This window comes from Bacillus sp. FSL M8-0266 (assembly GCF_038613425.1).
Lineage (GTDB): Bacteria > Bacillota > Bacilli > Bacillales > Bacillaceae > Bacillus > Bacillus pumilus.
The window spans coordinates 452090-472023 of the sequence record NZ_CP152015.1; the positions used below are offsets into that span (position 1 = coordinate 452090).

Consider the following 19934-nt stretch of genomic DNA (forward strand, 5'->3'; position numbering starts at 1 on the left):
GTCCGAATAAGGAATCTCGGCAGTCTTTTTTATGTTAAACAGCCGGCGGGAAAAGCTGCTCCACCGTTTCTTTTGTTTCTTTCAGAATTTCGTGGATGTAATCTGCTGATGCCTGCTCCATGCTGCTGAACAAAAGCCGTTCAACAGGCTCAACCCCAATAAAATTGAAGACTTCTGTATCTGCTGTCATGCGGTGGGAAGCGGAAACGATCCGGTTAGAGTCAAGAAAGGTCCTTGGAGCATCGTGCGTGTTGATAATGACACCTTTTTTGTGCCGAAGCAGGTTTTCAATAGCCCCATACTCATTGATTTGATAAGCGAAGCCCTCAGAAAAAACGCGTTCTACATAGCCCTTTAGCATAGCGGGTAAGCCTGTCCACCAAATGGGGAAAATAAACGTTAGGACATCTGCTTGCTGAATCAGCTTCTGCTCAGTTTGAATGGCAATTGGGAGATCACCCCGTTTGATCGCAGCCTTTTCCAAGATGCTTAGTTCTGGCGAAAAACCAAGAGCATAAACATCACGAACAGTCACTTTATGACCATTGTTCAAAAGAGTGCTGACAACAAGATCTAATAAGGTTTGATTTAAGCTTTGCTGGGGATGAGCAAATATAATTAGATGGTTCATCTTATAGCCTCCTAGGTGGTCATGTGTCTCATTATGGCATGCGTCATCATCCTATTCAATCCTATATTGGTAATAATAGGTTGGGAAAATGGGGGTTGATCTTCCTAGCTTGCAGGCAAAGCCTTGCATCTCGTGTTCAAATAAGGTGGAAAGAAATGAAAGCGATCGTTCCCGTGAAAACGATCGCTTACGAATCAATTATTTCTTTCTAAAAACAAGCACAAGCGCAATCAGTGCTACGACTAGAGCAGCAATGGACAACCCTAGCACAAGTGGTGAAGGAGAATTGGAGGCTGTTTCAGATGCCTTTTCTTCCTTTGGTTTTTCTTGACCATGGGAATCCGTTACCGTATTAGATGCCACAATGTTTGTGATCGAATGCGGCTTATCAGCATCTTTATCGCCAGTCCATTCAACGACCGTTCCATCCTTATAATATTGATACGCATCCCATGCAGCTTCCCCTGCTTTTTCAGGGTTTTTCGCTACAAAAACGAATTGCTGGAACTGTCCGGCAAGCACGCCTTTACCAGTTGCTTCCCAAGTCACTCTTGTCACCTTGCCATCTTTTTCTTCAGTTGATGTTTTCCATCCAGGGACAGGCTCGTATTGTTGGAATTCTACGCCTTTAGGTATTGTCACGACAACCTTAGTCGTTGGACTGTCACTCTCAGAAGGAACTTTTAACGTATAGGTTTCCCACGCATTTGTCGCAGACGTATCAGGTTTGACTGTGACGTGAGCACTCACAGGAATCGCCAATAAAAATGAAGCGAGAAGCATTGGTAATAAAGCTTTAACGTATTTTTTCATATGGTATGAACTCCTTTTAGTTTCTTCTAATAAATGTGGTATCGATATTTTCAAAAGAACCAGTTAACGCATGGATTTCAATTTTCCAAGTACCTTTTTCATTTAACAAGAGGTTTTCAGCAGAGTAATGACCATTTTTTAATCGTTTCAGCTGAAATTCACTCGGTTTCTCTTCACCGAATAAGGCGACTTTATGGATCTTGGCTGACACAGATTGAATATCAGTAATCGTTTGTCCATCCTTCTTCGTAAATGCGACCTCGAATGTGTTTTTGCCCGGGGCATTCGGGGTAATGCTCATGGACACAATGTCACGATGCTCGACTTGGTTTGCACCGAAGAACGGCTCAGGTGCAGGCGGAGGAGGGCTCGGAATGTTGGTGAATACAGCTGTTAATAACAATATAGCGATTCCGATGATCCACTCAGCTCGTAACGAAACGTTTTGTTTCTGTTTCTTTTCCCATCTTAGCATCAAGTAATGGACAAGCCCAAGAAGGCCCATCAAGATAAATAAACCAAGCTTGATTAAAAAGGTTCGTCCGTATGCTGATTCGAAAAGAGCATCAAACGATTGCAAAATAAAGATCGCATTTACAAATCCTGAAAACACAATGAGTCCAACAGAGAGCAGTGCCCAAGGATGAAACGCCGTTAACGTATTTCGTATGAGCGGTTGATCTTCATTTGGCAGCTTCTTCAACAATAAAAGCACAATGGCTGTTAAACCACCGACCCAGATCGATGCAGAAACGAGATGGATGAAATCAAGTGACGTTGTCAGTATTTTATTATCGGTTGCTGCTGGATGTCCGATTTGCGCCTTCAGCCAGAGAAGCACTGCGAATAGGAGAAGTGGAAACAACCATACCCGAAAAGAAGTAAAATCCCCTTTTTTCATCGCAACAATGCTCCAAATGGTCAGAAGAACAAATGACACCATGAGCATCATCCACAAACTACCGCCAGAAGTCGACGCAATGGTTTCTTGTAAAAGCGATGGCTGAAATGCTCCCAAAAAGGACACGTCTGCTGCTGATTTTGTTTGAATCGGCAGCTGGAACACGAGTGCTCCGCCCATCATGACCAGTGACAATGTCAAAAGCCATTTCATTCGTTTCGCTAATACAGGTGAAATGGCTGTTTTAAACCAAAACAGTCCAAACAAAATGGTCCCGAGAAATAAGCTAAACGACGTATAAAGAAAGGCTTTGTCAATGGTCGAGGCAACATCAATAGATTCATTCGTTTGACCTTGATCTAATTGGTCAAAACCGCCATCCGCTTTGCCAATACTAAACGGGATCATGCCAGAGACAGAGTGCCCGTCTGCTGATACCGCATTCCATTGAATGGTATAAATTCCTTTTGGTAAATCCTTTTTTAAAGCAGCTTCCATGATTTTTTGATCTTTAATGACCGTATCTCCTTGATCCACACGATCACCTTTTGCATTTAGCACCTTAATGGCATGAAATCCACTTTCGATTCCTTCACTAAATGTGATAGAGACCGAAGGAGGCTGCTTCTCCAGCTCTTCATTTGCCGCTGGATTCGAGCTGACGACGTATGCATGAGCAAATGCTTCCTTTGGAATGAAAAAAGCGAACGTGACGATAAGGAGCAGAAGCCACTTACTATGTTTCAACAAGTGAATAACCGCCTTTCTACCTATGAAAATGTCTCATGTATCAGAAAGAAAGCGGCAGTAAACTGTGAGTCACAGAAAAAACCGCTCCTCCTATTGTGCCGCTCACTCTAAAAGGTAAACGAAACAAACAGCAAAATGGTTCACTTTTTCTGTGTCATGTCTGCGCAGACATTTCTTGATTGAATAGGTTTGATCATGTATAAGCCTATTCGATTTAAGAAGAGGAAACAAGAAGTGACGATTTGAAAGTTGTGAAATTCCAATGAATTTTGCGTCAAAACCACGGCACGTCAATCTTTTTAACCCATTTGTCCTTTGCTCTGACAGAGAATTCACATCATATTTCAATTTTGTCACACACTAAGTGACAAAGTGACTTTTAGTTTCAATTGAAGGGAAAGTGAAAGCGTTTTACGATAAGGTTAAGGGCTTCACTGACACTTGTTCTTATATCTTTTGACCTATAAAGCCCTAAATAAAGGGAAAGAAGAAAGGAGTTTTCATAGATGCAGGAAAAAAGCGGATTCCGCGTAAAAGTACAGCGCTTTGGAAGCTATTTAAGCGGTATGATTATGCCTAATATTGGAGCATTTATCGCTTGGGGACTCATTACGGCATTATTCATTCCGAGTGGCTATTTGCCAAATGAACAGTTAGCTTCACTTGTTGGCCCAATGATCAACTACTTACTGCCGCTCTTAATCGGTTACACAGGCGGTAAACTCGTATACGACCATCGAGGCGGGGTACTCGGTGCAACCGCGACGATTGGGGTCATAGTCGGTTCGGACATTCCAATGTTTTTAGGTGCCATGATCATGGGACCACTTGGCGGTTACTTGATTAAGAAAATTGATCAGCTCTTCAAAGATCGAATCAAATCGGGCTTTGAAATGCTTGTGAATAACTTTACGGCAGGAATTCTAGGTGCCATTCTTGTCGCGATTGCCTTCTACGCCATCGGACCAGTGGTACTTGGTCTAAATAAAGCCCTTGCGGCAGGTGTAGATATCATTGTGAATGCACATCTGCTTCCGCTGGCAAGTATTTTCATTGAACCAGCGAAAGTTTTGTTCTTAAACAATGCGATTAACCAAGGGATCTTAGGTCCTTTAGGGGTAGAGCAAGCGGCGAAGACAGGACAGTCCGTTCTGTTCTTACTTGAAACAAACCCAGGGCCAGGTTTAGGTGTTCTACTTGCATACATGTTCTTCGGAAGAGGGAATGCAAAGCAGTCTGCACCGGGTGCGATTGTCATTCAATTTTTAGGAGGAATTCATGAGATTTACTTCCCGTACATCTTAATGAAACCAAAGCTCATTTTGGCGGTTATTGCAGGGGGAGCGAGCGGCGTTCTGACCTTTACCTTGTTAAATGCAGGCTTAAAGGCTGTGCCGTCACCAGGAAGTATTATCGCTCTCATGCTGATGTCACCAAAAGGCGGACATCTTGCTGTTCTAGCAGGTGTTGTCGTGGCAACCGTCGTATCATTCCTTGTCGCTTCTGTGATTTTAAAAGCATCAAAAGCAGTTGACGAAGACTTAACAGCAGCAACAGAAAAAATGCAAGACATGAAAGGGAAGAAAAGCGCAGCCGCCTCTGCTCTTACAGCACAAAAGGAAGGTGCTGAAGCAAATGAACAAGCAGCTTCTCCAAGTGATGTCAATCCAGATGATGTGAACAAAATCATCTTTGCCTGTGATGCAGGAATGGGCTCAAGTGCGATGGGCGCATCCATCTTAAAGAATAAAGTCAAAAAGGCAGAGCTTGATATTGATGTGACAAACACATCCATCAGCAACATTCCAAATGATGCCGATGTGGTCTTCACTCATAAAGATTTAACAGACAGAGCCAAGGCAAAACTGCCAGGCGCTGTGCATATCTCAGTTGATAATTTCTTAAACAGCCCGAAATACGATGAGCTGATTGAGAAATTGAAAAAATAGCATGGCGAAACGGGTTGAGTTCAATTTTTCTTCATTGAACTCCCCGTTTTGGTTGTTTTCCTGATTTTCCATTCTAAGAAAAGGTGTGATCATTCATGAAACAAGTACTATCAAAAGACAATATTTTTCTAAACGAACAAGCAGGCTCGAAAGAAGAAGCCATTAAAAAAGCAGGCGAAGTCCTAGTGGCAAATGGCTATGTCACAAGTGATTATGTTGACAAAATGTTTGAAAGAGAAAATATTTCGTCTACATTTATGGGCAACGGGATTGCGATTCCTCATGGAACAGAAGATGCGAAAGCAGCTGTCCTTCATTCTGGGATTTCCATCATTCAAATTCCAGATGGCGTTGAATACGGCGAAGGAAATATCGCCAAAGTCGTCTTTGGCATCGCAGGTAAAAACAATGAACACCTCGATATTCTTTCTCAAATTGCGATTGTCTGTTCAGAAGAGGAAAATGTAGAGCGCATCATTCATGCAAAGGATCAGGATGAATTGATCGCCATCTTTAACGAGGTGAACTAACATGAAGGCACTTCATTTTGGAGCAGGGAATATTGGCAGAGGGTTTATCGGTTCTTTGTTAAAAACATCAGGCTTTGAGCTTGTCTTCACTGATGTAAATGAAGCGGTCATCAACGAGCTGAATGAAAGAGGAGAATACACGGTTGAACTCGCAGCACCAGGTCAGAAGCAAGAAGTAGTAGGCCCAGTGACAGCGATCAATTCTGCACAAAACCCAGTGGCATTAACAGAGGCAGTGGCATCAGCTGATTTGATTACAACAGCTGTTGGACCAACCGTTTTGAAGATCATTGCTTCATCCATTGCTGAAGGATTGAAACAGAAAAAGCCTGACCATATCATCAATATCGTGGCATGTGAAAATATGATTGGAGGCAGCTCTCATTTAAAAGAAGCTGTTTTCTCTCATCTAACAGAAGAGGAACAAGAAGCGTTATCAAAAACAGTTGGTTTTCCAAACGCTGCTGTGGACCGCATTGTGCCGATTCAGCACCATGAGGACATTCTAAAAGTATCAGTCGAGCCTTTTTTCGAGTGGGTCATTGATAAGACTGGCTTTATTGGAGATGTTCCTCAGATTGACGGAGCGACCTTTGTACAAGATTTGACGCCGTATATTGAACGCAAGCTCTTTACTGTCAATACAGGACATGCACTAGCGGCTTATGTCGGGTATCAGCAAGGCGTTCAAACGATTAAAGAAGCCGTCGATACACCAGAGATTCGCCAGGTGGTTGAAGGGGCACTGCACGAAACGGGCAGTTATTTAATTGACACATATGGCTTTGAAAAAGAAGAACATGATGCGTATATTCAAAAAATCATCAAACGATTCGAAAATGTTTTTATCTCCGACGAAGTCACTCGTGTCGCACGCTCTCCTCTTAGAAAGCTAGGAGCAGATGACCGTTTAATCGGTCCGGCGAAAAAGATCAAGCAGCCAGTGTACTTAATCAAAGGCATTGCTGCAGCTCTCGCTTATGACTTTGCCGAAGACGAAGAAGCGGTTCGTTTGCAGGAATTAAGAAAAGAAAAAGGCATTGAAGGTGTGCTGGAAGAAGTATGTGGCCTCACGCCAACAGATGATCTCTATCAAGCCATTCTTAAAGAAACAGCTCGATAATTAGAAAATCCCTTTCCAACGAGTGAAAGGGATTTTTTGATGACTTTTTAATACTTTACCCCGTTTGTCGATATATGAAGTAAGGGGGAATTTGTATATGAAAAGGAAAATGTTTGCGTCAAGAAGTGTCTTTTTTCAATTAATGTCTGCCATTATCGTCATCACGATCTTAACCGGCGGACTTGTTGGGACAACGGGGTATTTGTTAGCGAAACATGTCTTAATTGATGCGGGGAAAGCAGATTTAAAGCACATCGTCAGCGGAGCAATGGCTACACTTGAACAGTTGAATGATCGTGTAGAGAAAAAAGAACTGACGCTTGAACAGGCACAGGAACAAGCCCGTATTTACTTGAGCGGGCCAAAAAATGACAACGGGAAAGGGTACCAATTTCAAAAATCAGATTTTATCTATAAAAATAAAGGCTATCTTGTCGCATATGGAGCAGATTATTCCTCTCAAGTCCATCCTGTCAATGACATTGGCGTCATTCCAGATAACACGACCAATCGTGAAAAAATGGTCGCTGGAGCCAAATCAGAAGGCGAGGATGCACACTATGTGACCTATTTAGATAAGGACGATGCCACTGGGGAAGAAAAGCAAAAGCTTGCCTATATGAGCCAGTTCACGCCCTGGAATTGGAGTATCGGCATCGCCGTCTTCCAGGATGAATTTTATAAAGAATTAGAGCAGATGAAGCTCTATATCATGCTCATTACAGCAGGTGTCGCTCTTCTCAGTCTTGGCGTCTTTTATTTAGCTGCTCGAGGAAAGGTCAGACTGCTCAAGCAAGTCACTGCTGCTTCAAAAGAAATTGCGGCGGGGAATCTTGAACGCACGAGTTTAAAAGAAACAACAGATGAGATTGGACAGCTGGCAAAAGGCTTTAATCATATGTCAGGAGAACTCCGGACACTTGTAAGCGGTCTACAGGAAACGAGCAGTCAACTCGTCGAATCAGCCACAGATTTATCAGCAATATCTGAAGAAACCTCAGCTAGCAGTGAAGAGATTGGCCGAGCGATTGGTGACATTTCGACTGGAACGCTTCATCAGGCATCTGACCTTGATGTAGCCAATCAACAAATGACCCAGTTCAATCAATCGATTGAGAACGTCAAAGAACAAAGTGACCAAATTAAACGAATCTCTGACCAATCGAATCAATCTTCTCAGCAGGGCCAGCAAATTGTTCAGCAATTAAAACAATCAAATGAACAATCCATTCAAGCGTCTCAAGGCATTAGAGCAGGCATTGAGCAATTAAGTACAAAAGTACAGGATATCTCTAAAATTACAGATACGATTGAAAATATTTCAAATGAGACGAATTTACTTGCGTTGAATGCCAGCATTGAAGCAGCACGCGCAGGAGAGCACGGCAAGGGCTTCTCGGTTGTGGCGAGTGAAGTGCGGAATTTAGCTGAGCAGACAAAACAATCAGCAGTGCAAATTCAGCAAATGGTACAAGGCATTAAAGAAGAAACGACGGCAACAGCCGGCATGATGTCAAACACAATGGATCGTTTCGCTGAGTTAGATGACGCGGTACATGCAACAGAACATGAATTCAATGCCATCTCTACGTCGATTGCACAAACCATCGTTGAAACAGACGCAATGGCAAAAGAGCTGAATGCATTACTAGAGCAAAACGACCTCATCACAAAAGCTATGCAAGGCGCAGCCCATATTTCTCAAGAAAATGCCGCTGCGATTGAAGAGATCACCGCATCCACAGACGAACAAGTGACAGCCATATCCAATGTGGCAAAAGCAGCAGAAAGGCTCAATGAACTAAGCATACGATTGAATCAAGACATTGCGCGTTATCGTCTATAAACCATTTTGACTGAACGTCTCTTTTCAGGTACTATATAGTTAATCAAAACCTTGCTCACGCAATCAAAAGGAGTGTTCCGGTCATGAAAAAGAAAATATTGATGTTCTTACCTTGTGGCTATGGATACTCCACTGCTGTTTTCTTTTAGGATAGATAGAAATTGGTGAAGTCTGTCTACATGAAGAGAAATCTAGCAGAAAAATCAAAGTGAGTGAGGGACATCATATGGAAAAAATCACGAGAAAAAACCCAGAAAGTATGCCGAAGCCCGTTGGCAGCTATAGTCATATCACAAGAGTACCAAAGGGCGCGGGATTATTTGTTACATCCGGTCAAGTCGGAACAGATATCGATGGACAGGTACCATCAAGTTTAAACGACCAGGTAACCAATACGTTTGAAAATATCAAAAAAATCCTTGAATCAGAAGGATTGAATGAAGAGCATGTCATCAAGGTCAATATATGGGCAACAGAAGAAATCGACTGGGATCATCTATATCCTCAGTGGGATACAATCTTCAAAACAGCTTACCCATCAATGACGGTTGCTTATGTATCAGCTTTAGGATGGCCTGAGCTGAAAATTGAAATTGAGCTATGGTGCGCCGATATTTGATCAAAAAAAGAACAGTGCAAACTGTTCTTTTTTACTTGAACCGAAACCGCTTTGTCATCCATGCAGCGATCAACGTAAAGACGGTGTAGATGATGACCCAAATGAAAAAGGATTCATCCCCGCCAATGTATGAGTACATGAGAATGACGCTGGCTAACAGGACAATCAAAGTCGGCATCCAAACATTCTTCAAAAGCATTGTGCCAAAAATGCCAATCAGCACAGAAATAATAGGGAAGCCAAATACAACGAATAAGATAAAAACAGCCATATGACTAACTCCTTTTAGCAAGTGTTTACATCAAAACATAAAAGATCGACACTGCCATGTGCGGAAGTGCAAAGATCATCATGAGAAAGGCCGTATCAAGACGCCACATGCGATGCTCTTTTGTTTCAGAATGATAGGTTGCTCGCGTCTCTTCTCCGCTTGTCCAAGCCCCCATTAGAAGTCCAGACATCATGACGCCAATAATAGAGATTCCACCACTGACCCATCCTATCCACTCATGGTGCTGCAAAATAATAGCTGCACTGCAAATCACAATCATCGAACAAACACCGGCGATAAAGGCATGTTTTTTTCTCATACTGGTTCACTCCTTTAAAGAGGATTAGGAGACGGCATCACATATTTCAATGAAATGACCATCAGGATCAGCGACATAAGCGACGGTTTGACCCCATGGTTTTTTTGCAGGTTCTTTGATGATCGAAACCCCTTTTTCCTTCATTGATGCAATGGTTTGTTCCACATCATCCACAACAAACCCAATCTCAAACGTTTGAGAGGATTGATTTGCTTCAGGGACAGGCAATCCAAGTGCATCTTTGACATCCTGACGTGAGTTAATTGATAAGGTCACATCTCCAGTATCAAACTCAACATAGGATTCAACCCTAAGTTTCATAGGAAAGCCAAGTACATGTTGATAGAAATGAATACTTGCCTCAACATCGTTTACATATAGAATGGTATATTTCATTTTCATGTGAAAAACTCCTCTCTTCATATACGTGTCAAAACCGGAAAGGTTTCCCACTCAGTGTACCACATAGGATATAAAGCATGTTTTATTCCAAAAAAATCAATATATTTAGCTCAATAGTCTTGAAAAACAAAAAGTGGTGACATATGATAAAAATGTAAAAATAGAAAAAATAGGGGGATTCTACATGTTGAAAAAAATCATGGTGGCTGTCTTGTCCTTAGGTCTTTTACTAAGCGTTACACAAGTCGACACCCACACTGCAGATGCAAAAACAGTCAAGTCCTACAAAAACTGCAAAGCGCTGAACAAAGTCTATAAAGGCGGCGTAGCGAAAAGCAAAAACACGAAAAACAAAGGCGGCAAAACAAAGTACAAGCCGTATGTGTCAAAAGCACTTTACCAAAAAAATAAGCGACTTGACCGTGATAAAGACGGGATTGCATGTGAACGCTAAGTCAATGCGAAGAGACCTGTAACAAGGTCTTTTTTCTATGGGATCAAACTCGTCCCTTTGTGCCATCTCCCTCTTTATATTAAAATAAAGATAGTTACAAAAAATGATACAAAGTGGGGTACTCAATTTGTCCATACAAGCTGATAAGAAAGACATCCGATTGATTGCTATTGATATGGATGGCACGCTGTTAAACAGTGAACATGTCATTCCAGAGGAAAATAAACAAGCCATTAAAGATGCTGAAGCAAAAGGGGTCCATGTGGTGATTAGCACAGGGCGGACGCTGATGACATGCCGAGAGCTGGTTGAGCCGCTTAAGCTGTCTTCTTACCTTGTGACAGCAAACGGAAGTGAAATCTGGGATTCAAACTTCCAGCTGATCGAACGAGATCTATTGCATCCTGATCATGTCCAAATGATGTGGGATCTAAAAAATAGGTACGAAACCGATTACTGGGCTTCCACTGTGGAGAAGGTGTGGAGAGGTGAATTCCCAGAACGAATTCATGACCACGAATGGCTGAAATTCGGCTTTGAAATTCATGACGATGACGTTCGTGAGGAAGTGCTCAATACACTGAAAACAAATGGTCATCTAGAGATTACAAATTCAAGTCCAACCAATATCGAAGTCAATGCAGCTGGCATTAACAAAGCGGCAGCTCTTGCAAAGGTAGCAGAACGCATTGGCTGTACGATGGACAATGTCATGTCGCTTGGCGACAGCCTAAATGATATGGCCATGATCCAAGAAGCCGGATTAGGCATTGCGATGGGAAATGCGCAAGAAGTGGTAAAAGAAGCCGCTGATTGGATTACAGCTCCTAACACAGAACACGGGGTAGCAAAAGCGATCCAGCATTGGGTGCTGTCTAAATAAAGAACATGATGAAAAAGCGAGAGGCGATATCCTCTCGCTTTTTTATGTCTCCTAGTTCTATTGTTATGTTTTCTGACAATGTCATGTGCAATCTATCCAAAATTGATATAATCAATATAAATTCGAATATTCGGACTTTAGATTCCGTTATTCGGAACAACAAGGAGGGATCCTATGTATCAAGTAGATATCAACTGTGATTTGGGAGAAAGCTTCGGTCAATATACAATCGGTTCAGATGAACAAATTTTAGAATATGTCACCTCAGCCAACATCGCTTGCGGTTTTCATGCAGGAGATCCAACGGTGATGAGAAAAACCGTTAGAATGGCACTAGATAAAGGGGTACAAATTGGTGCGCATCCGGGTCTGCAAGATTTAGTCGGATTTGGCAGACGTCCAATGGCGATTTCAGCAGAGGAAGCCTATGATCTCGTTATCTATCAAATTGGCGCTCTCTCAGCCTTCCTCAAGGCAGAAGGCGGCACCATGCAGCATGTCAAGCCACACGGCGCCCTGTACAACATGGCGGCTAAGAATACTGAATTATCTGAATCAATTGCGAAAGCTGTGTATCATGTCGATCCAAGTCTTGTATTATACGGGCTTTCAGGCAGTGAACTTGCGTTAGCAGGTGAGAGAATGGGTCTTCAAGTGGCGCATGAAGTATTTTCTGATCGGACCTATCAAGCAGACGGGACGCTGACATCCCGCCGCGAACCGCATGCACTCATCGAAGACGATGAACTGGCCGTTCAGCAGGTCGTTCGTATGGTGAGAGAAGGGAAGGTTCGTACCGTTCAAGGAGAAGACATTTCGCTTAAAGCAGATACGGTCTGTATTCACGGAGATGGCATCCATGCGCTCCAATTTGCCAAAACCATTACATCAAAGCTAAAAGAAGCGAGCATTCATCTCAAAGCCTTTCAATAAAAATCGTCATCAAAGGGGGAAACAGCATGAAAAAAGAGGAAGTCAAGCACACGAAGGCACCAAAGGGGAACCGGTCTATGCTGATGGGCGCAGCCTTTTTAATGGCGACGTCCGCCATCGGACCGGGATTTTTAACACAAACGACTGTCTTTACACAGCAGCTTGCGGCTAGCTTTGGGTTTGTCATTCTCATCTCTATTTTGTTAGATATTTTTGCGCAAACCAATGTATGGCGCATCATCGCCGTGTCAGAAAAACGAGGACAGGATATTGCAAATATGGTTCTGCCGGGTCTTGGGTATGTCCTGGCCGTTTTGATTGTCATTGGGGGACTTGCCTTTAACATCGGAAATATCGCTGGTGCTGGTCTCGGTTTTCAGGTCATCTTCGGAGTCGATCCACGAATCGGTGCAGGGGTCAGTGCTGTTATTGCTATTCTGATCTTTGTGATCAAAGAGGCTGGAAAAGCGATGGACCGTTTCACGCAGATAGCGGGCTTTGTCATGATTGGCCTGATGCTGTATGTGGCGATTTCAACAGCACCGCCAGTTGGAGAAGCGGCAGTGAGAACATTTGTCCCAGAGAAAATTGATATTTTATCCATTGTGACACTTGTAGGCGGAACAGTAGGCGGCTATATCGTCTTTGCCGGCGGACACCGCTTGCTGGATGCAGGTATTAAGGGGAAGGAAGCATTGCCCCAAGTGACGAAAAGCTCTATTTTCGGTGTCCTCATTACGTCCATCATGCGTGTAGCACTCTTTCTTGCTACATTAGGAGTTGTCGCAAAAGGCTTGCAGATTGATCCATCCAACCCGCCTGCCTCTGTATTTCAACTAGCTTCAGGAAATATCGGATATAAAATGTTCGGGATTATTATGTGGGCTGCGGCGATTACGTCCGTCATTGGAGCAGCATATACATCAGTTTCCTTCTTTAAAACCTTCTCACCAAAAATTGAGCAAAATCAACGCGGCATTATCATCGGCTTTATTGCCCTCTCGACCATTTGTTTTATTACGATCGGAAGACCTGTGAACATATTGATATTAGTTGGGGCAATCAATGCATTGATCTTACCGCTCGCGCTTGGCACCTTGCTGGTAGCGGCTTATAAGAAAGACATTGTCGGGGATTATCGACATCCATTCTTTTTGACAGTATCAGGCGCATTTGTAGTTGTCATCATGGCAATGATGGGCGGGTATACCATCATCAATGAAATTCCAAAACTATGGAGCTGAATCGAATGAATATCTATCAAACATATGAGCCTTCACAGATCAGAGAGTTGATTCGTAAAAAAGAAATCACAGGACCAACGGCTGGTCTAGCAGAGGGATATGCTCAAGCCAATTTAATGATCGTCAAAAAAGAACTTGCCTTTGATTTTCTGTTGTTTTGTCAGCGCAATCCCGCTGCATGCCCCTTGCTTGATGTACTGGAGCCGGGTGATCCAGTGCCGAGACGGTCAGCACCCCAAGCGGATATTCGTACGGACTTTCCTAAATACCGTATTTACAGAAAAGGGATTCTTCAAGAAGAGGTGTCAGATATCTCTGCTTATTGGGAGGATGATATGGTTGCCTTTCTCATCGGCTGCAGTTTTACGTTTGAGCATGCGCTCATGCTGAATGATATCCCTGTTCGCCATATTGAAAACGGTCATAACGTTCCGATGTATCAAACGAATATCACTTGTGAAAGGGCAGGGGTATTTCATGGCCCGATGGTCGTCAGCATGAGACCCATTCCGGCGCATCAGATCACAAGAAGTGTACAAGTGACGTCTAGGTTCCCGTCAGTTCATGGTGGCCCCATTCATATAGGTGACCCAGCGATGATCGGAATTGCCAATGTGGATCAGCCGGACTTTGGAGAACCATCCGTGATCAAAGAAGGAGAGGTCCCGGTGTTTTGGGCATGTGGTGTGACGCCGCAAGCCATTGTCATGCATACAAAACCAGACATTGCGATTACCCATGCACCTGGGCATATGTTCATCACAGATCAACGAGATCAACAGCTCGGTGTGCTTTAGAAAGAGAGGGGTCTTCAAGTGGCATTTTCAACGATAAAAAATTCTATCACCTTCCACCCGCTAGGAGATGCAGCGATCGTGATTCAAGCAGGAACAGACATATGTGAAGAAATTCATGAGCGTGTTGTGCATTTGTTTTCGTGTATTGAACAGCATCCATTTGCCGGATATGTGGAAGCTGTTCAAGCCTTTACAAACGTGACTGTTTTTTACGAGCCGTACACCGTTTATCAATCTGCCCATCTTCAACAACAAGATTTGTCCCCCTATGAATGGGTGAAAAGCTATATTGAAACACTCCTTGAAGAGAAATGGCAGGAGGGGGTTCAGGCTAAGCGCCGCACCATCGACATACCGGTCTGCTACGGGGGAGAGCTGGGTCCTGATTTAGAAGAAGTCGCCCGGATCAATCATTTAACACCAGAAGAAGTCGTGCGTATTCACACCGCAGGGACGTATCTTGTCTATATGATTGGATTTGCACCAGGGTTTCCGTTTTTAGGCGGGCTTTCTGAAAAGATCGCAGCCCCGCGCAGGGAAACACCGAGAATGTCCATTCCAAAAGGATCTGTCGGCATTGCGGGAAAGCAGACCGGCGTTTACCCCATTTCCACACCTGGCGGCTGGCAGCTCATTGGACAAACACCGCTGCCACTCTTTCGACCAGACGAGAAAGTCCCAAGTCTATTGAGAGCAGGGAACGAGGTCAGATTTGTCCAAATGTCTGAAAAGGAATTTTTCAGCATGAAGGAGGCAGAACGTTGAGTATTCATGTCATCAAGCCAGGAATGTTCACAACCATTCAAGATAAAGGGCGGAAAGGCTATCAAAAGTATGGCGTCTTAACGAGCGGCGGCATGGATGCGCTCTCGCTTAGAATTGCCAACATTCTCACAGGCAACGAGGAAAGCGAAGCCGTACTGGAAATCACATTAATGGGGCCGGGTCCTGTGTTGACGTGTCAAAAGGATGCGCTTATTGCAGTGACTGGCGCTGATGTAGAGATCGACATCGATGGAGAGCCAGCCCCTTTATGGAAACCGCTCTTTGTTCGATCAGGAAGCACGCTCACCTTTGGTCCTTGTAAGAGGGGCTGCCGCTCTTATCTTGCTGTGGCGGGTGGATTCGATGTGGAGCCGGTCATGGAGAGCAAAAGCACCTATGTGAGAGCAGGAATCGGTGGACTGAACGGACGTCCGCTTGAAAAAGGAGACGTCCTGTCCATTGGAAAGCCATCACTCGTAGCAAATCGATTGTCTGATAGACTCAAAAGCAATCTGAAACAGGCGGCGTACAGCGCACCCGATTGGACTGTAAGTTATACGCATTTTTTACCGCTGCGGAAATCGCCCGTGATTCGGGTGCTGCCAGGGAGACACCTTTCTTTTTTTCAAGAATCATCTCAAAGCACCTTTTTCGAACAGCCTTTTCAGGTCACACCTCAATCAGATCGCATGGGCTGCCGTTTGAAGGGGGAGCCGGTTCATTTAAAAGAAAAGCTTGAATTGATTTCTGAGGCGGTTGCCTTTGGTTCTATTCAAATTCCTCCTGACGGTCAGCCGATTATTCTGCTGGCAGATCGGCAAACAACAGGCGGATACCCGCGGATTGGAGAAGTTGCGACGGTCGATCTGCCGCTCATTGCACAAGCGATGCCTGGGGCGAATTTGTATTTTAAGCGAATCGATCATCAGGACGCAGAGCAGGCGCTATTTAAGCAAGAAGCAGAACTGAAGGAGCTGGGTGCCAGAATCAAGCTGGAAGCCTTCGTTTAGAAAAAGGGGATGGACATGCAGAACACAAATAAAACCGTCGTGAAATCAATGGAGATTTTGCGGCTGTTTATCACACGTGACCAATTAACATTGAATGAAATGATTGAGCTTTCCGGCATGCCGAAAACGTCTGTGCACCGGATGGCGAGCTCGTTAAGCGATATGGGATTATTAGAAAAGAAAGATTCAGGTGCTTATCGGTTAGGACTGATGTTTCTAGAATACGGTCAGCTTGTGGCGGATCGTCTTGATATTCGGAGACTTGCAAGACCATTTATGGAAGGCTTGCGGGATGAAGTGGGAGAAGCTGTACAGCTCATCGTTCGTGAAGGAGACGAAGCCATTTACGTGGATAAAATTGAAGGGACGCAGCCTGTTCGTCTCTACACCGCCGTCGGCAGGCGCTCTCCCCTGTATGCAGGAGCCTGCGCGAGAAGTATTCTCTCCTTTTTACCAGAGAACGAGAGAATCGCCTATATCGATTCGATTGAGCTAGGGAAAATCGGAATCGGAACCATTACAGATAAAGAGGTTCTTCGAAACATACTGGAAGAATCAAATGAGCGGGGCTATACGTTAAGTTATTCGGAGCTTGAAAACTATACAGCTGCGGTTGGAGCTCCTATATTCAATCACCTTGGAGAAGTCACAGCAGGTATTAGCATTGCAGGGTTTGAAGCAGGTTATCAAAAGGAACGTCTTCCATACTTAATTGAACAAGTCAAAAAAGCCGCGAGCGGTATCTCCAGAGAATTAGGCTTTCATCTAGATAAATAAAAAGCCAATGACCGTTAAGATCATTGGCTTTTCGCGTTCAGTTTATTAGAAAGTTTTACCTAAAGCTTTTGCACGTTCGATCGCATCTGCTTTAATTTGCTCTGCTTTCGCAGGTTCAGCATTGTGACCTTCAACGATAAGACCTTCGAAAGAAGGAATTCCGAAGAAGCTCGCGATTGTACCAAGGTAACGGTGACCTGCTTCAAGTTCAGCAGCAGGACCTTCAGTGTAATATCCGCCACGTGCTTGGATGTGTAGAGCTTTTTTGTCTGTTAATAATCCAACAGGACCTTGCTCCGTGTATTTGAATGTTTTACCAGCTACAGCAACAGAGTCGATGTATGCTTTAAGAACTGGTGGGAATGAGAAGTTCCAAAGTGGTGAAACAAATACATATTTGTCAGCAGAAACGAATTGATCGCTTAATTCGTTTAGGCGAGCAACTTTCGCTTGCTCTTCAGCTGAAAGTGTATCGAAACCAGCACCTGATTGCAGCTTGCCCCAGCCAGCGAATACATCTGCATCAATGTGAGGGATGTTTTCTTTGTACAAATCGATATGTACAACCTCGTCACTTGGATTTGCTTCCTTATAAGATTCGATAAATGCTTTAGCAGTAGCCATACTGTAAGAAACTGTTTCATCATGCGGATGTGCAGTGATGTATAAAACTTTTGCCATGTTTATTCAATCCTTTCTGTTTCAGTGGTTTTTTTAGCGTATCCCAAAGATACACTGAATATGTGGCATCTTTAATCATAGTGGAATGCTATGATTAAAGATGTAACAAGCACAGTTACATAAAAACTGATATTTTTATTGTAATCACAATGTAGTTTGAAGTCAAGGTATAAAGTCTTGAAATCGAGATAAAAAGTTTGTCAACTTTTCTGAAACGCTGGAGATACGGATTTCACCATAAAAACCCTATTCTTATTGAACAAAAAATCAGTCGATCTCGCAAGTAAAGAGTTTGTAAAGACGTCTCATGAAAAAAAGATGAATGCCTCTAAGTCATCTGCTACAAGCATCTGTTCTCCGATTTCGTATATATAAGAGAAGGCAGGAGAGAGTGAGGGATAAGAGTGGGACGATCCTATGTTGCGATTGGAGATTCCTTAACAGTTGGGGTGGGGGCACGTTTATTTGGCGGGGGATTTGCTGAGCGGTATCAGTGGATGCTTGAAAAAAAGGCACATGCGTCAGTCGAGCTGTCTGTATTTGCAAAGTCAGGGTTAACGACGGATCAGATTTTTCAGCTGTTCAAACGATCTGATGTGAGGCGTGCTATTGCAGCAGCTGACATCATCACCATTACAGGCTGTGGGAATGACCTTGTTCAAGCGATTCAGCAGTATGAAAAGGGTGAAGATGAAAAGAAACTGCTGCAAGCGACGCTGCATTGCCAAGCAAATTTCAGCAAAATGATTCAAGAAATCGCTCAGATCAAAAGAGGGCAAAAGCAGCCCTATTGCGTGTATCTCATGAATTTATATAATCCTTTTCCGCAAATACCAATAGCCGGGCGGTGGCTTCAGCAATACAATCATCAGCTTCGCTCGCTTGCTGCAAATCCGCATGTAGAGGTTGTGGATGTGTATCGGGCGTTTGAAGGACATGAAAATGAGTACTTATCGATTGATCAATTTCATCCGAACTATAAAGGATATGAAACAATGGCAAAAACATTGCTTCAACAATCCTGTAACCAGCTGTAATCCATTGGGATTGCAGTTTTTTTCGTCCTTTTAAATGAAGGAGGGTTTCGATATGATAAAAGAAACGAAAGCGAAAGAGGTGTGCAGGCATGGAGGAAATCAGTGCATATTTTCAAGAAATGACAGGAACCGCTTATGAAGTGGGAAAACAGCAGGCTGTCTGGATGAAGAAGAAGCAATGGCTACAGACACAATACATTCGAACAGAACCGCTTGCAAAAGAGGCTGTGAAAGAAACGAAGCAGCTGATGCGCCCATATCTTCCCCAATTAGAAGAAGAGATTGCTGGATTTTGTGATGAACTGCAATTAGATGAGCGCTATTTGACCTTTTTCTATTCATCTCATCTACAGCCAGGCTGTTCCCACTGTGTGAGGCAGGGAAATAAGGCGGCAGGTCAACAAACGGTCATGCTGCGTAACTATGATTTCTCCCCGATATTTGATGATATGCGTCTTGTGACGACACATGTGAAGGGCTTGGCATATCATACAGGCTCGTCGCTGCTCTTGTTTGGCAGATCTGATGGGATGAATGAGCATGGTCTTTCTGTCACATTCTCTGCTTGTGGTCCGCCGGTTGGAAATGAACCCGGTTTAAAGCCTCCAGCAGTTGCCGGCTTGCAAGTGTATCATGTGATTCGATCTGTTCTGGAAAACTGTAGAACGGTTGAGGAAGCCATTCGCTCTATTCAGGAAATGCCCGTTGCCTCAAATGTTCACCTCATGCTTGCCGATCGAAAAGGAGAAGCGGCTGTGATTGAAATCATTGATGGCCGCAAAATGGTGAGAAGACCGGAGGAAGGTTATATTGCAGCCACAAATCATCCGATTGCTGATCAAACAGCAAAAGGGGTGACGAAACATCATTCTGTTGTCAGGTATGACATGCTAATAGAGGCTTTAAAAGAACAACAAACAAGTGATTCTCTTGTTAAGCTGTTTCAGACAGAATATCCTGATGGTCTGGCTGTACACAATTATGAGGAGCTGTTTGGAACAATGCGAACCGTCATCTTCCGCCCGGAAGAAGGAACGATGGATTATTGCTTTGGCTCTCCAATATACAATCCGACGTATTCTTTAAAAGCTGGGGGTTCACTGCCTTTTCATGAACAAAAGGTTCAATTTCATCAAAAGGATTATGGACCGTCATTTTGGAGAAATGTATGATCAGACGTTGTATTTAATTTTGTCACA

At 43.6% G+C, this 19934-nt stretch carries 22 protein-coding genes; 15 read left to right on the plus strand and 7 right to left on the minus strand.

What is annotated here, in order from left to right:
- Positions 1–34 precede the first annotated feature (34 nt).
- From MKY83_RS02170 to MKY83_RS02180, 3 genes are all read right to left on the minus strand, one after another.
- Positions 35–631, minus strand: a complete 597-nt coding sequence (locus MKY83_RS02170) for an NAD(P)H-dependent oxidoreductase (protein WP_113768568.1) — start codon at positions 629–631, stop codon at positions 35–37.
- A 198-nt stretch (positions 632–829) separates the two neighbouring features.
- On the minus strand, positions 830–1444 hold the full coding sequence (locus MKY83_RS02175) for a DUF1775 domain-containing protein (protein ID WP_113768569.1): 615 nt from the start codon (positions 1442–1444) through the stop codon (positions 830–832).
- Positions 1445–1460: 16 nt separating this feature from the next.
- Entirely contained in the window at positions 1461–3095 is a 1635-nt protein-coding gene (locus tag MKY83_RS02180; protein ID WP_268507489.1) for a copper resistance CopC/CopD family protein, read from the minus strand.
- 506 nt (positions 3096–3601) lie between these two features.
- Here MKY83_RS02180 and MKY83_RS02185 point away from each other — a divergent pair.
- The 5 genes from MKY83_RS02185 to MKY83_RS02205 all read left to right on the plus strand — a co-directional run bounded on the left by MKY83_RS02185 (position 3602) and on the right by MKY83_RS02205 (position 9162).
- Positions 3602–5044: a PTS mannitol transporter subunit IICB gene (locus MKY83_RS02185; protein WP_106066468.1), complete on the plus strand. Its 1443-nt coding sequence runs from the start codon at positions 3602–3604 to the stop codon at positions 5042–5044.
- A gap of 95 nt (positions 5045–5139) precedes the next feature.
- Positions 5140–5574, plus strand: a complete 435-nt coding sequence (locus tag MKY83_RS02190; RefSeq protein ID WP_012008933.1) for a PTS sugar transporter subunit IIA — start codon at positions 5140–5142, stop codon at positions 5572–5574.
- Between the two features lies 1 nt (position 5575).
- On the plus strand, positions 5576–6697 hold the full coding sequence (locus MKY83_RS02195) for a mannitol-1-phosphate 5-dehydrogenase (protein ID WP_342488032.1): 1122 nt from the start codon (positions 5576–5578) through the stop codon (positions 6695–6697).
- 97 nt (positions 6698–6794) lie between these two features.
- Entirely contained in the window at positions 6795–8543 is a 1749-nt protein-coding gene (locus tag MKY83_RS02200; RefSeq protein ID WP_342488034.1) for a methyl-accepting chemotaxis protein, read from the plus strand.
- A gap of 226 nt (positions 8544–8769) precedes the next feature.
- Positions 8770–9162, plus strand: coding sequence for a RidA family protein (locus MKY83_RS02205; protein WP_034664057.1), 393 nt, complete (start codon positions 8770–8772; stop codon positions 9160–9162).
- A gap of 31 nt (positions 9163–9193) precedes the next feature.
- Here MKY83_RS02205 and MKY83_RS02210 read toward each other — a convergent pair whose 3' ends face one another.
- From MKY83_RS02210 to MKY83_RS02220, 3 genes are read right to left on the minus strand one after another with little or no spacing between them, the layout of a single operon-like run.
- Positions 9194–9433, minus strand: coding sequence for a DUF2651 family protein (locus tag MKY83_RS02210; protein ID WP_065098809.1), 240 nt, complete (start codon positions 9431–9433; stop codon positions 9194–9196).
- A gap of 25 nt (positions 9434–9458) precedes the next feature.
- Complete coding sequence (locus tag MKY83_RS02215; RefSeq protein WP_185108343.1) at positions 9459–9752, minus strand: DUF5316 family protein; 294 nt, start codon at positions 9750–9752, stop codon at positions 9459–9461.
- Positions 9753–9776: 24 nt separating this feature from the next.
- The gene (locus tag MKY83_RS02220) at positions 9777–10154 is read right to left on the minus strand and encodes a VOC family protein (RefSeq protein ID WP_003214168.1); all 378 of its coding nucleotides are present in this window, start codon (positions 10152–10154) and stop codon (positions 9777–9779) included.
- Between the two features lie 184 nt (positions 10155–10338).
- Here MKY83_RS02220 and MKY83_RS02225 point away from each other — a divergent pair, with 184 nt between their 5' ends.
- From MKY83_RS02225 to MKY83_RS02260, 8 genes are all read left to right on the plus strand, one after another.
- Positions 10339–10608: an excalibur calcium-binding domain-containing protein gene (locus MKY83_RS02225; protein ID WP_003214076.1), complete on the plus strand. Its 270-nt coding sequence runs from the start codon at positions 10339–10341 to the stop codon at positions 10606–10608.
- A gap of 127 nt (positions 10609–10735) precedes the next feature.
- Positions 10736–11491, plus strand: a complete 756-nt coding sequence (locus tag MKY83_RS02230; protein WP_003214460.1) for a Cof-type HAD-IIB family hydrolase — start codon at positions 10736–10738, stop codon at positions 11489–11491.
- Between the two features lie 174 nt (positions 11492–11665).
- Positions 11666–12424, plus strand: a complete 759-nt coding sequence (locus MKY83_RS02235) for a 5-oxoprolinase subunit PxpA (RefSeq protein WP_126741438.1) — start codon at positions 11666–11668, stop codon at positions 12422–12424.
- 26 nt (positions 12425–12450) lie between these two features.
- Complete coding sequence (locus tag MKY83_RS02240; protein WP_065098812.1) at positions 12451–13668, plus strand: NRAMP family divalent metal transporter; 1218 nt, start codon at positions 12451–12453, stop codon at positions 13666–13668.
- A 5-nt stretch (positions 13669–13673) separates the two neighbouring features.
- Positions 13674–14465: a putative hydro-lyase gene (locus MKY83_RS02245; RefSeq protein WP_126741437.1), complete on the plus strand. Its 792-nt coding sequence runs from the start codon at positions 13674–13676 to the stop codon at positions 14463–14465.
- 18 nt (positions 14466–14483) lie between these two features.
- The gene (gene pxpB, locus MKY83_RS02250) at positions 14484–15230 is read left to right on the plus strand and encodes a 5-oxoprolinase subunit PxpB (RefSeq protein ID WP_065098814.1); all 747 of its coding nucleotides are present in this window, start codon (positions 14484–14486) and stop codon (positions 15228–15230) included.
- Entirely contained in the window at positions 15227–16240 is a 1014-nt protein-coding gene (locus MKY83_RS02255; protein ID WP_113768578.1) for a biotin-dependent carboxyltransferase family protein, read from the plus strand. Before pxpB ends, MKY83_RS02255 begins: the two co-directional genes overlap by 4 nt.
- Before the next feature lie 15 nt (positions 16241–16255).
- Positions 16256–17017: an IclR family transcriptional regulator gene (locus tag MKY83_RS02260; protein ID WP_217012716.1), complete on the plus strand. Its 762-nt coding sequence runs from the start codon at positions 16256–16258 to the stop codon at positions 17015–17017.
- Positions 17018–17062: 45 nt separating this feature from the next.
- Here MKY83_RS02260 and MKY83_RS02265 read toward each other — a convergent pair whose 3' ends face one another.
- Positions 17063–17698, minus strand: a complete 636-nt coding sequence (locus MKY83_RS02265; protein ID WP_003214444.1) for an FMN-dependent NADH-azoreductase — start codon at positions 17696–17698, stop codon at positions 17063–17065.
- 404 nt (positions 17699–18102) lie between these two features.
- Here MKY83_RS02265 and MKY83_RS02270 point away from each other — a divergent pair, with 404 nt between their 5' ends.
- Both MKY83_RS02270 and MKY83_RS02275 read left to right on the plus strand, forming a co-directional pair.
- Positions 18103–18735, plus strand: coding sequence for a GDSL-type esterase/lipase family protein (locus MKY83_RS02270; protein WP_126741434.1), 633 nt, complete (start codon positions 18103–18105; stop codon positions 18733–18735).
- 89 nt (positions 18736–18824) lie between these two features.
- Positions 18825–19907 (plus strand): C45 family peptidase, encoded by a 1083-nt coding sequence (locus MKY83_RS02275; protein ID WP_113768582.1) that lies wholly within the window; start codon positions 18825–18827, stop codon positions 19905–19907.
- Positions 19908–19934: the final 27 nt, after the last annotated feature.